Source organism: Microbacterium saccharophilum (assembly GCF_007992455.1).
GTDB classification, from domain to species: domain Bacteria; phylum Actinomycetota; class Actinomycetes; order Actinomycetales; family Microbacteriaceae; genus Microbacterium; species Microbacterium saccharophilum.
Genome location: NZ_BKAH01000010.1, coordinates 1 through 13,253 on the forward strand (window position 1 = coordinate 1; position 13,253 = coordinate 13,253).

Genomic DNA, 13,253 nt, shown 5'->3' on the forward strand with positions numbered 1-13,253 from the left:
GTGGCCGGCCGCAAACGCGGCCGGCCACCGATCTATTTCAGGAGACACCTTGAGCCATCGCAATGCCGCACTGACCCCACGCCATCGTCTGCGAGTCGCTCGACTCGTCATCGAGGACGGATGGCCGATCAGCGAAGTCGCTGCCCGTTTCCAGGTGTCGTGGCCCACCGTGAAGCGGTGGGCCGAGCGCTACGTTGCTGGCGAGCCGATGCAGGATCGGTCGTCGCGGCCGAAGTCTTCACCGAATAAGACGAGCACGAAGATAATGAAGCGGTGCGTGAGCCTACGAATGCGCCTGAGGGAAGGGCCCGTCCAACTCGCGTCCCGGCTCGGCATCGCCCCGTCCACGGTCCACCGGATCCTCAAGGGAGCCCGCATGAATCGGCTCTCCTACGTCGACCGTGCCACCGGCGAGGCGATCCGCCGGTACGAACACAACCATCCTGGTTCTCTCGTGCACGTCGACGTGAAGAAGCTCGGGAACATCCCCGACGGCGGTGGCTGGCGCTACGTCGGCCGACACCAAGGAGAGAGGAATCGCGTCGCCACCCCTGACAAGCCGAAGAACAAGTGGCGCAACCCCAAGCTCGGGTACGCGTTCGTGCACACGGTCATCGACGATCACTCCCGCGTCGCCTACACCGAAGTCCAGGACGACGAGACCGCTGCCACTGCCGTCGGGGTCCTGCATCGAGCAGTCGAGTGGTTCTCCAACCGCGGGGTTGCTATCGAGCGGGTCTTGTCCGACAACGGTGGTGCCTATCGGTCCAACCTCTGGCGAGACACGTGCGAAGCGCTCTCGATCGTTCCAAAGCGAACACGGCCCTACCGGCCGCAGACCAACGGCAAGGTGGAGCGCTTCCACCGGACCATGGCCGATGGGTGGGCGTATGCACGGTGCTACACCAGCGAACAGGAACGCCGCGACGCTCTCACCGGCTGGCTCCACCACTACAACCAGCACAGGCCCCACACCGCCTGTGGCAACCGACCGCCTTTCTCACGATTGATCAACGTCTCCGGTCAGTACAGCTAGCCCGCCGGCGCCTCGACGAGCACGACGACGAGGCGCTCGAGGCGCGCGTTGAGCAGCTCTCCGATCTCATCGCGCGAGCGCCCCTCCATGGCCGCCCGCGTGCACGTGTCGTCGGAGAGGTCGAGCATGAGCTGGGCGGCGTCGGGGACGGGAAGGCGCAGACGCACTCCGTAGGCGTCGACGACCTGCGCGATGATGCGCTCCACGCGCACGCGCAGGCCGTCCTGCCACGCCAGGTAGGCGGCCGCCATCCGCGGATCGCGCAGCGCCTGCACGCGGATCTCCGCGACCAGCTGCGGCTCCATGCCGTCGCCGAGGGAGACGCCCACCACCTGGTTCACGATGGCGGAGGCGTCGAGCGAGCGGGAGCCGGATGCGAGTTCGCGCACGCGCCCCGCGACCTGCTCCAGCTTGTCTTCGGACAGCTGGGTGATGAGCGCGAGGAAGAGCTCTTCCTTCGACTCGAAGTTGGAGTAGAACGCGCCGCGCGTGAAGCCGGCGCGCTCACAGATCGCCTCGACGGAGGCGGCGGCCATGCCGACCTCGCCGAACACCTCGTGGGCGGCGTCGAGGAGACGCGCACGGGTCTGCTCCCGACGACGGGAGCCGGTCTTCACGGACACCTCGATCATGCGGACACCTCCCGTCGCTCCTCGATCTTCACACCGACTCCCCAGGCTTGCGAGGTCCGGCACACTTAGGATACATCTATGTATCGGATACAGCGCTGTATCGAAACCTGTTGACCACATCCCGCTCGGAGCGCCCGTGTCCACTCTCCTGTTCTCCCTCGGCCGTTGGTCGTACCGTCACCCGTGGCGCGTCCTCGTCGCATGGGTCCTGCTGCTCGGCATCGCCGGGGGTGGCGCGCTCGCCTTCATGAAGGGCACCGACAACGCCTTCACGATCCCGGGCACGGAGGCGCAGGAGGGCATCGAGCTCCTCGGGCGGACCTTCCCGCAGGCCAGCGGAACGAGCGCGCAGCTCATCGTCGTCGCGCCGGACGGCGACCGGGTCGACGCGGGCGACAACGCCGGCTTCATCGCCACGGCGGTGGACGAGCTGGCGGACATCGACGGCGTCATCGCCGTGACCGACCCGTTCGACGAGATGGTCGACGGACTCGTGTCCGAGGACGGCCGCGCCGCCATCGTGCGCCTGCAGTTCGACGGCCAGTCCACCGACGTCACGGCGGAGACGAAGGACGAGCTCCGCTCGGTCGCCGCCGATGTCCGTGCCGACATGCCGGACGGCTCCTCCGTCGCGATGGGCGGCGATCTGTTCTCGACATCCGTCCCCGGGATCACGCTCACCGAGGCCGTCGGCGTGCTGCTCGCGCTGTTCGTCCTCATCATCACGTTCCGCTCGCTCGCGGTCGCGTTCTTCCCCCTCGCGAGCGCCCTCATCGGCGTGGGTCTCGCGATCGCGCTGATCTACCTCGCGACGGCGTTCGCGTCGATCTCCTCCACGACGCCGCTGCTCGCGATCATGCTCGGCCTCGCGGTCGGCATCGACTACGCCCTCTTCATCGTCGCCCGACATCAAGATCAGGTGCGCGCGGGCGTCGAGCCCGAGGAATCCGCCGCGCGCGCCACCGGCACGGCGGGATCCGCCGTCGTGTTCGCCGGCGTCACCGTGCTCATCGCACTGATCGGCCTGAGCTTCGCCGGCATCCCGTTCCTCACGACCATGGGCATCGCGGCGGCGGTCGCCGTCGCGATCGCGGTCCTCGTCGCCATCACCCTGACACCCGCCCTCCTCGGCTTCGCGAAGGGACGCGTCGTGGGCTGGGCCCGCCGCCCGCGGCGCGCACGCCGCGCCCGCACGAGCGCGCGCCCCGCGCGGGGGTTCGCCGATCGCTGGGTCACCGCCGTCACGCGCCACCCCGTCATCACGACGCTCTCCGTCGTCGCACTCCTCGGGATCGTCGCGATCCCGGCCGCGAGCCTCCGGCTGGCCCTCCCGAACGCCGGCGTCCAGCCGCCGACGAGTGAGGCACGACAGGCCTACGACCTCACCGCCGAGCACTTCGGCCCCGGCACCAACGGCCCGCTGATCATGACCGGGACGATCGTCACCTCGACCGACCCGCTCGGCCTCATGGCCGACCTCAAGGACGAGGTCGAGCAGATCCCCGGCGTGAAGAACGTCGCACTGTCGACCCCCAACGAGACCGCGGACACCGGCCTCATCCAGATCGTCCCCGAGACGGCCCCGGACGACCCCGCGACCGCCGACCTCGTGCGCGAGCTCCGCGACCAGCACGACCGGCTCCTCGACGAGTACGGCGTCGATCTCAAGGTCACCGGGTTCACGGCCGTCGGCATCGACATCTCCGACCGCCTCGGCGCGGCCCTCGTGCCGTTCGGCGTCTTCGTCGTGGGACTCTCCCTCATCCTGCTGATGATCGTGTTCCGCTCGATCTGGGTGCCGATCAAGGCCGCCGTGGGCTACCTGCTCTCCGTCGCCGCCTCGTTCGGCGTCGTCGCCGCCGTGTTCGAGTGGGGGTTGCTCGCCGACCTCCTGCACGTCACCCGCACCGGACCGGTCATCAGCTTCATGCCGATCATCCTCATGGGCGTGCTCTTCGGGCTGGCGATGGACTACCAGGTCTTCCTCGTCTCCCGCATGCGCGAGGACTTCGTGCACACCAACCGCTCCCGTGACGGCCGCGCCGAGCGGGCCACGGCGGTCGCCGCCGTCCGCAGCGGCTTCACGGCATCCGCGCGCGTCGTCACCGCCGCCGCCGTCATCATGTTCGCCGTCTTCGCGGCGTTCGTCCCGGAGGGCGACTCGTCGATCAAGCCGATCGCGCTGGGGCTCGCCGCGGGTATCGCGATCGACGCGTTCCTCGTGCGGATGACGCTCGTCCCCGCCGTCATGGCGCTCCTGGGCGAGAAGGCATGGTGGATGCCGCGCTGGCTCGAGCGGGTCCTCCCCCACTTCGACATCGAAGGCGAGGCCGTCGAGCGCGAGTTCGCGCACGCGGACTGGCCCACCCCCGGCGACGCGCGTCCGCTCTCCGGCGACGGCCTCACGGTCCGCGTCGACGGCGGCCGCGGCGTCGGAGAGGTGACGCTGTTCTCGGACGTGTCCGTCCGGCTGAACGACGGCGACACGCTCGTCGTGACGAGCGCCGACCCGCGCGCCGGCCGCGCCTTCACCCTCATGGTCGCCGGTCGCATCCCGGCCGGCGAAGGCCTGCTGCGCGTCGCCGGTCACCTGCTGCCCGGCCGCGCCGCCTGGGTGCGCGCCCACGTGGGCGTCGCGCTGCTGGACGGCGCCGCCGACCCGATCCGCGAACTCCGCCGCGCCCTCGCCGGGGGAACGCGCCTCGTCGTCATCGACGGCATCGACACGCTCGTCGGCGCGGAGCGCGACCAGGCCGCCGCGCTGCTGCGCGACGCCGCCGACGCGGTCCGCGAGCGCGGCCACGCCCTCACCGTCGTCGCCTCGGCCCGTCGCGACGGGCCCGCCCTCGACCTCCTCTCCGACGCGCACCGGCCGAGCGTCATGACGCTCGCCCTCAGTGCGCACTCCGCCCCCTCCGACACGCAGGTGATCTCCGCATGACTCTCCCCATCGAACGGGCCCGGTCCCGCAAGCCCGTCACCTGGCTGACTCTCGTCGGCGTGCTGCTGCTGCCGGCCGTCATCGGCGGCATCCTCGTCGCGGCCCTGTACAACCCGACCGAGCGCCTCGAGAGCATGAGCACGGCCATCGTGAACAACGACGAGCCTGTGACGATCGACGGGCAGACCGTCCCGCTCGGGCGTCAGCTCACCGCCGGCCTCGTCGAGGGCTCCGACGACCAGCCGAGCAACCTGGACTGGACGATCTCGAACCCCGACGACGCCCGCGCGGGCCTCGATGACGGGACGTACGACGCCATCATCACGATCCCGGAGAACTTCTCCGCCGCCGCGACCTCCACCTCGCAGAGCGAGAACCCGGTCCAGGCGACCATCTCGGTCGAGACCGCACCGGACAGCCTCATCGTGGACGATGCGATCACCGCTCAGGTGACCCAGGCCGCGGCATCCCTCATGGGCGAGCAGCTGTCCATCGTGTACCTCGAGAACGTGTTCCTCGGCTTCACGACGCTCGGCGACCAGCTGGGCGACGCCGCCGACGGCGCGACGGAACTCGCCGAGGGGGCGGCTGCGGCCGCCGACGGCGCGAAGGCCCTGCCCGGCGGCGCACGCCAGGTCGCGGACGGCGCAGGCAGCCTCGGCGACGGCGCCGCCGAGATCGGCGGCGGGGCGGCGCAGCTCGCCGGCGGCGCGTCCAGCCTGGGCTCCGGAGCCACCGCGCTCCAGAGCGGCCTGTCGACGATCGCCGCGAAGACGCGCGACGCAGCCGCGGGCGCGACGGCGCTCGCCGAAGGAGTGGATGCCGGGGCGGCCGCGCTGGCATCCGACGGCATCGTCCCCGCCGACCTCACGGGCGTCGCCGCCCGCACCGAAGACACCGCGAAGGTCGCCGCCGACGCGATCGGCGGCGTCGCGCAGGGGCTGAGCGGCCTGTCCGCGCAGTGCGCGGCCGCCGGCGGGGCGACCGCGTTCTGCGCGCAGCTCGCCGCCCTCGCCGACGGGGCGGACGGCGCGTCGCAGGCTGCCACCGGCACCCACACGCTCGCCGGCTACACCGACGACGGCCTGAGCCAGTTCGCCGCGCAGGCGCCGCAGCAGCTGTCGTCGCAGCTCTCCACGATCGCCGGGAACGTCCGCACGCTCGCCGGGGGCCTGGGTCAGCTCGCCGACGGCGTCGGCCAGTCCGCGAGCGGCGCAGGCGCGCTGGCGACGGGAGCCTCACAGCTCTCCGGCGGCGCCACGGGCATCGCCGAGGGAGCGAACGCCCTCGCCTCCGGCGCCTACCAGCTCAGCTCCGGCGCAGGCGAACTCGCCGACGGCGCCGACCAGCTGGCCGACGGGGTCTCGCAGCTCGCCGACGGCACCGGCGAACTCGCGGACGGTCTCCACACCGCGGTCGAGGCGATCCCCTCCTACACGGACGATGAGGCGACGGACCTCGCCTCGGTGCTCGCCGACCCGGTGGCCGCCGAGGGGGTCGGATCGTCGATCTTCGGCGCCTCCGCGGTGCCGCTGCTGGCGACCCTCGCGCTGTGGTTCGGCGGGCTCGCGTCGTTCGTGGCCCTGCAGGCCGTGCCGCGGCACGCCCTGAGCTCGCGTCGACCGTCGGTCCTCCTCGCCGCGCGGAGCCTCGCACCGGCCGCCGGAATCGGCGCCCTGCAGGGTCTGCTGGTCGCCGGCGTCGTGCAGCTCGCCGCGTCGTACGATCTCGGCACCTGGATGCTGTTCGCCGGGCTCTCCGTGGTCGCGGGTGTCGCGTTCGCCGCGGTCAACCAGGCGCTCGTGGCCGTCTTCGGCGGCGCCGGCCGGTGGATCTCCGCGCTCGTCGGCGTCCTCGCGGTCGCGACCGGCGTCGTGTCGACCGTGCCCGGGGTGCTGTCCTCCGTCGCAGGCCTCATGCCGACCACCCCCGCGTACACGGCCCTGCTGGCCGCGCTCACGCCAGCCGAGGGCGTCATCCCCGGCGTCGTCGGGATGCTCGTGTGGGGCGGCCTCGCGTTCGTCGCCACGATCATCGCCGTGGTGCGCCGCCGCACGACGTCGCCGCGCTCCGTCCTGGTCACCGCTCCGGCCTGATCCGGGGCTTCCCGCCCGAGTGTCCGAGACACGCGGCCGCGCCTCCCGCGTCCGCAGTCTCGGACACTCGGCGTTTCCGGGCCGGGCGCCGGTGCATGTTTCGACCTTGGGGTGCCGCATCCCGCACCGTGACCCAACGGCGGATTCCGTCGCCGACTCAGGCCCACGGATGCCGTCAACACGGCCCGGCCCGCACGATCTCCGCCGTACGGCTCGGCAGCATCCCGGCCTGACGCGTTACGGGGCGCCAGGCGTGATGGGAAGGCGGGTCAGCTCAGGCCGCTGTAGACGTGCAGGCCCTTGAAGAACTGGTTGACGATCGTGAAGTTGAAGATCACGGCGGTGAAGCCGATGATCGACAGCCACGCGGAGCGGGTGCCCCGCCAGCCACGGGTGGCGCGGGCGTGGATGTATCCGGCGTAGAGGGTCCAGATCACGAAGGTCCAGACCTCCTTCGTGTCGAAGCCCCAGTACCGGCCCCACGCGTCGTTGGCCCAGATCGAACCGGCGATGAGCGTGAACGTCCAGAGGATGAAGCCCACGATGGCGAACCGGTACGCGAGCGACTCGAGTGCGTCCGCGCCGGGCAGCGTGCGCAGGAACCGCGGACCCGTCTTGACGTCGCCGGCGCCGTCGGGCTGCGTGCCGGCCGCCGCGGTGAGCCGCTCGCGGCGCGCCTGCATGAGCTGCAGCACCGACAGGGCGAACGCGAGCGCGAAGACGGCGGTCGAGAGGGACGCGACGAAGACGTGGATGACGAGCCACACGCTCTTGAGGGGGTCGGCCAGGGGCACCACCTCGACGTAGTAGGCGAGCGCGGCGCCGCCGAGGAGCACGATCATGAGGCCCGTGACGAACGAGCCGAGGAAGCGCAGGTCGTAGCGGAACAGCACGACGAGGTAGACGGCGGCCACCAGCATCGTGCCGGTCAGCGCGAACTCGTACATGTTCGACCACGGCACCCGGCCGGCGGCGATGCCGCGCAGCACGTCGGCGGCGACGTGGAACACCAGCCCGAGGGCCGTCAGCGAGGTTCCGATGCGGGCCCACAAGTAGCGCGGACGCTGCGACGGCGCGACCTCGAGCTCGTCCGGGCGGCGCTCCGCGAAACCACCGGATGTCCCACCACCGACCCCCGTGCCGACGAGGACGCGCGTGCTCGCGGCATCCTTCGCCTTGATCGCGAGGTCGGAGCGGCGCGCGAGGTCGATCGTGTAGGCGATGAACGCCAGCGTATAGACGGCGACGGCCGTCCACACCAGCACGACCGAGACGGCATCCAACGACAAACCGGTGTCCAACATGATCTCCAGTCTACGGGCGGGTTTCCGGCGCCGACCCGGCCCTCGAGCCGGCAGCGGGCCGCTCGCCGGATGCGCCCGCAAGGCCGTCCAGCGTCGCCGCGTGGTCGCGTGCGAGGTCGGCGACGGCGCCGCGGATCGCGGGGTCCTCGCCGCGCGCGAGACCGGCGTACTCCACGCGCAGGCTCGAACCCTCCGGCGTCGCCTTGACCCACAGGCGCCGGCGGGGCACGAACAGCGCGGCCAGGAGGCCGAGGATGGCGAGGACGGCGAAGGCGAGCACCCAGGGGGCTCCGACATCACGGTGCACGGACAGCGAGACATAGCGCTTGACGGGCTCGGCGGCGCCGGCGGCTGTCTCGTCCTCGAACGTGATGGTGCCGCGGCCGCCGGGCAGGTCGACGGTCTGGCCGGGCGCGAGCTCGAGCGATTCGACGCCGCTGTCGCCGCCGGCGACCTGCGTCATGCCGTCCGGGTCGAGCGTGTAGACGGAGCGCGGGGTGCCGTCGTCGATGCCGAGGTCGCCGGCGTACACCCACAGCGTCATGAGCGGGTTGAGCAGGTCGCCGAACGCCGACGTGACGGCGCCGCTCTGCATCGTGGCGGCGGTGGGGTAGAAGAAGCCGACGAGGCCCAGCTGCTCGTCGAGGCCGTCGGCGATCTTGATGACCCCCTGCGAGGTCATGTTGGCGTCCTGCGGCAGGAACGGGACGGCCTCGCTGAAGACGACCTCCCCCTCCGGGTCGCGCACCGTGACGGTCGGGGCGTATCCGTTGCCCATGAGGTACACGCGGTCGCCGGCGACCTCGAGCGGGTGGTTGACGCGCACGACGCCGTCCTGCGCCTCGCCCTCTGGCTCCCGCACGGTCAGGTGGGCGGCGAAGTCGCCGGCCTGCCCCTGCCCGGCCTCGCCGAGGGGGGTGTAGCTGACGTCGAAACGGTCGAGGGTGAGCGTGTACGGGGGCAGGACATCGGTGTCGACGAACCGGCCCGGGTTGAAGGACGTGTACCCGAGCCCCAGCGAGTTGACGAAGCTGTCGTCCTCGGTGATGACCGTCTGCCCCGTGTAGGTGAGGCCGCCGCCGATGCCGACGGCCAGCAGCACGCCGACGAGCGCGCCGTGGAAGACGAGGTTCCCGGTCTCGCGCAGGTAGCCGCGCTCCGCGGAGACGGACGCCACCCCGCCGGCGTCGTACCGCTCGACCCGGTAGCCGGCCTTCTTCAGCTGCGCCTCGGCGGCGTCGATCGCCTGCGCCGCCGCGGCACCGGCATCCACCTCGCCGGTCAGCTCGACGCGCGCCTCGGCGTGGTCGTCGAGGCGCGCCAGCCGCGCGGGCGTCCGCGGCGGTCGCGCCTTCAGGGCCGCCCAGTGGTGCTTGGTCCGCGGGATGACGCAGCCGATGAGCGAGATGAACAGCAGGATGTAGATGGCCGAGAACCACGCGGACGTGTACACGTCGAACAGCTGCAGCGTGTCGAGCACCGGGAAGAGGTCGGGGTTGTCGGTGCGCCACTGCGTGACGCCGTTGGGGTCGGCGCTGCGCTGCGGCACGATCGAGCCCGGGATCGCCGCGATCGCGAGCAGGAGCAGCAGGACGAGCGCCGTGCGCATGCTCGTGAGCTGTCGCCAGCCCCAGCGGATCCACCCGACGAACCCGAGGCGCGGCTGCGCGATCGAGGTGTCCGGAGCGGGCGTGTCGGCGTGATCGGCCGGGCGGAGCGGATCGCTGACGTCAGAGCGGGAGCTGGACACTGCCGATCACCCCCGCGAGCCGGGACATGATCGCGGTCCACAGGCCCGTCACCATGAGCACGCCCAGGATGACGAGCAGCACGCCGCCGGAGATGTTGACGACACGGATGTGCCGGCGCAGGAAGGCCAGCGACCGCGCCGCCCAGCCGAAGCCGACGGCGATGAGCACGAACGGGATGCCGAGTCCCAGCGAGTACGCGAAGGCCAGCACGGCAGCGCGGCCGGGGTCTGCCTGTGAGTAGGCGATGGAGAGGATGGCGGCGTAGGTGGGACCGATGCAGGGGGCCCAGCCGACGCCCATCGCGACCCCGAGGAGCGGCGCACCGATGAGGCCGAGTCCCTGCTTGAGCTGCGGCCGGAACGTCCGCTGCGCGAAGCCGAACACGCCGAGGAAGACGAGGCCCAGGCCGATGACGACGACGCCGAGGACCCGGGTGATCGCATCCTGGTATTCGACGAAGAGCCGGCCGAGGGAACCGGCGAAGACGCCCATCGCCACGAAGACCACGGTGAAGCCGGCGATGAAGAGCAGCACGCCGAACAGCAGGCGGCCGCGGCCGCCGGCATCCGTCGCCGCCTTCTGCGCCACGCGCACACTCCCCGCGGGGGCCTCCGCGGTCGGAACGCCGGCGTGACGCTCGCCGCGCGGGGCGACGGCGCCGCCGAGGAACCCGAGGTAACCGGGCACGAGCGGCAGGACGCACGGCGAGAGGAAGGAGACGAGACCGGCGAGCGCGGCGATCGGGATCGCGAGCCACAGCGCGCCGTCGAAGACGATCGCGCCGGGGTTCACAGCTCCTCCGCGACGGCGTCGGCGACGAGGGTCTTCAGGATGGAGGCGCTCGCGAGCTGGCCGATGAAGCGCGCCGCGACGCGGCCCTGCTTGTCGAGCACGAGCGTCGTCGGCGCCGCCTGGATCGGGGCGACCGACTGCAGTGCGAGCTTCAGATCGGCGTCGCCCCGGGCGAGGAGCGACGGGTAGGTGATGCCGTACGTGTTCTCGAAGCTCGTCGCCTGCTCGGGCCCGTCGTAGATGTTGATGCCGAGGAACTCCGCGCCGTCGCCGGAGACGGCGCCGTAGACCTCCTCCAGGAGCGGCGCCTCGGCGCGGCACGGCCCGCACCCGGCGTACCAGAAGTTGAGGACGAGGACCTCGCCGAGGTAGTCGGCGCTGGAGACCGCCGAACCGTCCACGGCCTCCCCGTCGAAGACGACGGGCTCGCCGCGCTCGGCGAGCGGGATCTCCTCGAACGACCCGTCACCGGAGATGAATCCCTGGTTGCTGCCGGATTCGTACAGGTCGGTCAGCCGGTCGTTGGGGCTCGTGCAGGCGGCGAGGGATGCCGTGAGGGCGAGGGCCACCACGGTGGCGGCGAGGCGTCTCATACCGCCCCCACGTCCACGGCGTCGTCGGTGGCGGCCGGTTCGGCGTAGCCGACCTCGCGCCACCGGTCACCGTCGAGCTCGAAGCTCGTCACGCTGGACAGGGCGCAGCGGCGGCGGCGCGGGTCGTGGCGGAGCGGCTCGCCGGCCACGGCGAGGTGCGTGACCCAGATCGGCAGCTGATGGGAGACGACGACGACGTCGCCGGATGCCGTCCGGCTCCACGCGTCGCGCATCGCGGCGTCCATCCGTCCGACGACCTGCGCGTACGGCTCGCCCCAGCTCGGCAGCGACGGCCGCAGCAGGTGGCGCCAGTTGAGGGGGTTGCGAAGGGCGCGCCGCATGACGGTGCCCTCGAAGACGTTGGTCGGCTCGATGACCCGCTCGTCGATGAAGGGTTCGGCCCCGAAGAGCTCGGAGAACGGCTGCGCGGACTCGCGGGTGCGCTCCAGCGGGGAGGCGACGAGCGCACCCAGGGGCCGCTTCATCGCGTGCACGTGCTCCGCCGCGGCCCGCGCCATGCGGTGGCCCGCCACGCTCAGCCGGAACTCCGGGAGTCGCCCGTAGAGCACGCGGTCGGGGTTGTGGACCTCCCCGTGGCGCACGAGGTGGAGGCGGGCAGCTGGCACCCGGCAAGTCTACGTGGGCAGGCTCTATGGGCGGGCTGAGTGCCCTGACACCGGGTGCGGCTCGTCGGGCCGTCTGCCGCCGGGCCCCGCCCACGTAGACTGGACGATCGTGAGTGAACGCGTTCTCGTCCAGCAGCTGAACAGCCTCCCCGACGGCCCGGTCTCGGTGTCGGGATGGGTGGAGACCGTCCGCGACCAGAAGAAGGTGCAGTTCGTCATCCTGCGGGATGAGACGGGCGCGGTGCAGCTGGTGAACCCCGCGACGCGCGCGAACCCCGAGATCGCCGATCAGGATGCCGGTGCGCTCGCCCTGACGTCGCTCATCTCGGAGCTCAGCACGGGCACCTTCCTCACCGTCACCGGCGAGCTCAAGCACGACGAGCGCGTGAAGCTCGGCGGCGTGGAGATCAAGATCGCGACGCTCGACGTCGCCGCGGCCGCCCTGCCGGAGACGCCGATCGCCGCCGACAGCGGGCAGGACAAGCGCATGGACTGGCGCTTCCTCGACCTGCGGCAGCGCCGCAACAACCTCATCTTCCGCGTGCAGACGACGCTTGAGCACGCGATGCGCAGCTACTGGGTCGAGCGCGACTACATCGAGGTGCACTCCCCCAAGCTCATGGCGACGGCCTCCGAGTCCAACGCGGAGCTGTTCTCGCTGGAGTACTTCGGCGACCAGACCGCATACCTCGCGCAGTCCCCGCAGTTCTTCAAGCAGATGGCGCAGGTCGCCGGCTTCGGCAAGATCTTCGAGATCGCCCCCGCCTTCCGCGCCGACCCGTCCTTCACGAGCCGCCACGCGACCGAGTTCACCTCGATCGACGCGGAGATCAGCTGGATCGAGTCTCACGAGGACGTCGCGACCATGCAGGAGGAGCTCCTGCAGACCGCGATCCAGGCCGTCAAGGACAAGCACGGCGCCGAGATCGAGGAGCTGTTCGGCCTCGAGGTGCAGGTGCCCGCGATCCCGTTCCCGCGCATCCCGCTCGCGGAGGCGCTGGAGATCGTGAAGGCGCGAGGCTACGCGGTCCCGCGCACCGACGGCGACCTCGACCCGGAGGGTGAGCGGCAGATCTCGGCGCACGTCGAGGAGACCTACGGCCACCAGTTCGTCTTCATCACCGACTACCACCCCGAGATCCGCGCGTTCTACCACATGCGCGATGAGGCGACCGGGCTCACCAAGAGCTACGACCTGCTGTTCAAGGGCGTCGAGATCACAACGGGCGCGCAGCGCGAGCACCGCGTCGACGTGCTCATCGAGCAGGCCAAGGAGAAGGGGCTCGAGCCCGAGCACCTCGACTTCTACTTCGACTTCTTCCGGTACGGCGCCCCGCCGCACGGCGGGTTCGGCATGGGCCTGGCCCGCGTGCTGATGCTGCTGCTCGGCGAGTCCTCGATCCGCGAGGTCACCTACCTCTTCCGCGGCCCGACGCGCCTCGCGCCGTAGGCGGCATCCCGGCATCCCCCGTACTGCGGCAT

The 13,253-nt window shown here is 71.3% G+C and carries 10 protein-coding genes; 4 read left to right on the plus strand and 6 right to left on the minus strand.

Going from position 1 to position 13,253, the window contains the following annotated elements:
- Positions 1–49: 49 nt before the first annotated feature.
- A complete protein-coding gene (locus tag MSA03_RS10495; protein ID WP_147050944.1) occupies positions 50–1,036 on the plus strand; it encodes an IS481 family transposase in 987 nt (328 codons plus the stop codon).
- Here MSA03_RS10495 and MSA03_RS10500 read toward each other — a convergent pair.
- Positions 1,033–1,668 (minus strand): TetR/AcrR family transcriptional regulator, encoded by a 636-nt coding sequence (locus MSA03_RS10500; RefSeq protein WP_028496974.1) that lies wholly within the window; start codon positions 1,666–1,668, stop codon positions 1,033–1,035. The two genes, MSA03_RS10495 and MSA03_RS10500, sit on opposite strands and share 4 nt — an antisense overlap.
- A 136-nt stretch (positions 1,669–1,804) precedes the next feature.
- Here MSA03_RS10500 and MSA03_RS10505 point away from each other — a divergent pair, with 136 nt between their 5' ends.
- Positions 1,805–4,609: an MMPL family transporter gene (locus MSA03_RS10505; RefSeq protein ID WP_147050945.1), complete on the plus strand. Its 2,805-nt coding sequence runs from the start codon at positions 1,805–1,807 to the stop codon at positions 4,607–4,609.
- Entirely contained in the window at positions 4,606–6,705 is a 2,100-nt protein-coding gene (locus tag MSA03_RS10510; RefSeq protein WP_147050946.1) for a YhgE/Pip family protein, read from the plus strand. Before MSA03_RS10505 ends, MSA03_RS10510 begins: the two co-directional genes overlap by 4 nt.
- A gap of 269 nt (positions 6,706–6,974) precedes the next feature.
- Here the strand turns inward: MSA03_RS10510 and ccsB are convergent, their stop codons facing one another.
- Genes ccsB through MSA03_RS10535 form a run of 5 tightly spaced genes read right to left on the minus strand, consistent with a single transcriptional unit; the run spans position 6,975 to position 11,771 of the window.
- A complete protein-coding gene (ccsB, locus tag MSA03_RS10515) occupies positions 6,975–8,009 on the minus strand; it encodes a c-type cytochrome biogenesis protein CcsB (RefSeq protein WP_147050947.1) in 1,035 nt (344 codons plus the stop codon).
- A gap of 10 nt (positions 8,010–8,019) precedes the next feature.
- Complete coding sequence (gene resB / locus MSA03_RS10520) at positions 8,020–9,759, minus strand: cytochrome c biogenesis protein ResB (protein ID WP_174799877.1); 1,740 nt, start codon at positions 9,757–9,759, stop codon at positions 8,020–8,022.
- A complete protein-coding gene (locus MSA03_RS10525) occupies positions 9,740–10,552 on the minus strand; it encodes a cytochrome c biogenesis CcdA family protein (protein WP_147050948.1) in 813 nt (270 codons plus the stop codon). Before MSA03_RS10525 ends, resB begins: the two co-directional genes overlap by 20 nt.
- Complete coding sequence (locus tag MSA03_RS10530) at positions 10,549–11,145, minus strand: TlpA family protein disulfide reductase (RefSeq protein WP_147050949.1); 597 nt, start codon at positions 11,143–11,145, stop codon at positions 10,549–10,551. Before MSA03_RS10530 ends, MSA03_RS10525 begins: the two co-directional genes overlap by 4 nt.
- The gene (locus MSA03_RS10535) at positions 11,142–11,771 is read right to left on the minus strand and encodes a histidine phosphatase family protein (RefSeq protein WP_147050950.1); all 630 of its coding nucleotides are present in this window, start codon (positions 11,769–11,771) and stop codon (positions 11,142–11,144) included. Before MSA03_RS10535 ends, MSA03_RS10530 begins: the two co-directional genes overlap by 4 nt.
- 109 nt (positions 11,772–11,880) lie before the next feature.
- On the opposite strand from MSA03_RS10535, the gene aspS reads away from it, so the two are divergent.
- Positions 11,881–13,221: an aspartate--tRNA(Asn) ligase gene (gene aspS, locus MSA03_RS10540; protein WP_147050951.1), complete on the plus strand. Its 1,341-nt coding sequence runs from the start codon at positions 11,881–11,883 to the stop codon at positions 13,219–13,221.
- Positions 13,222–13,253: the final 32 nt, after the last annotated feature.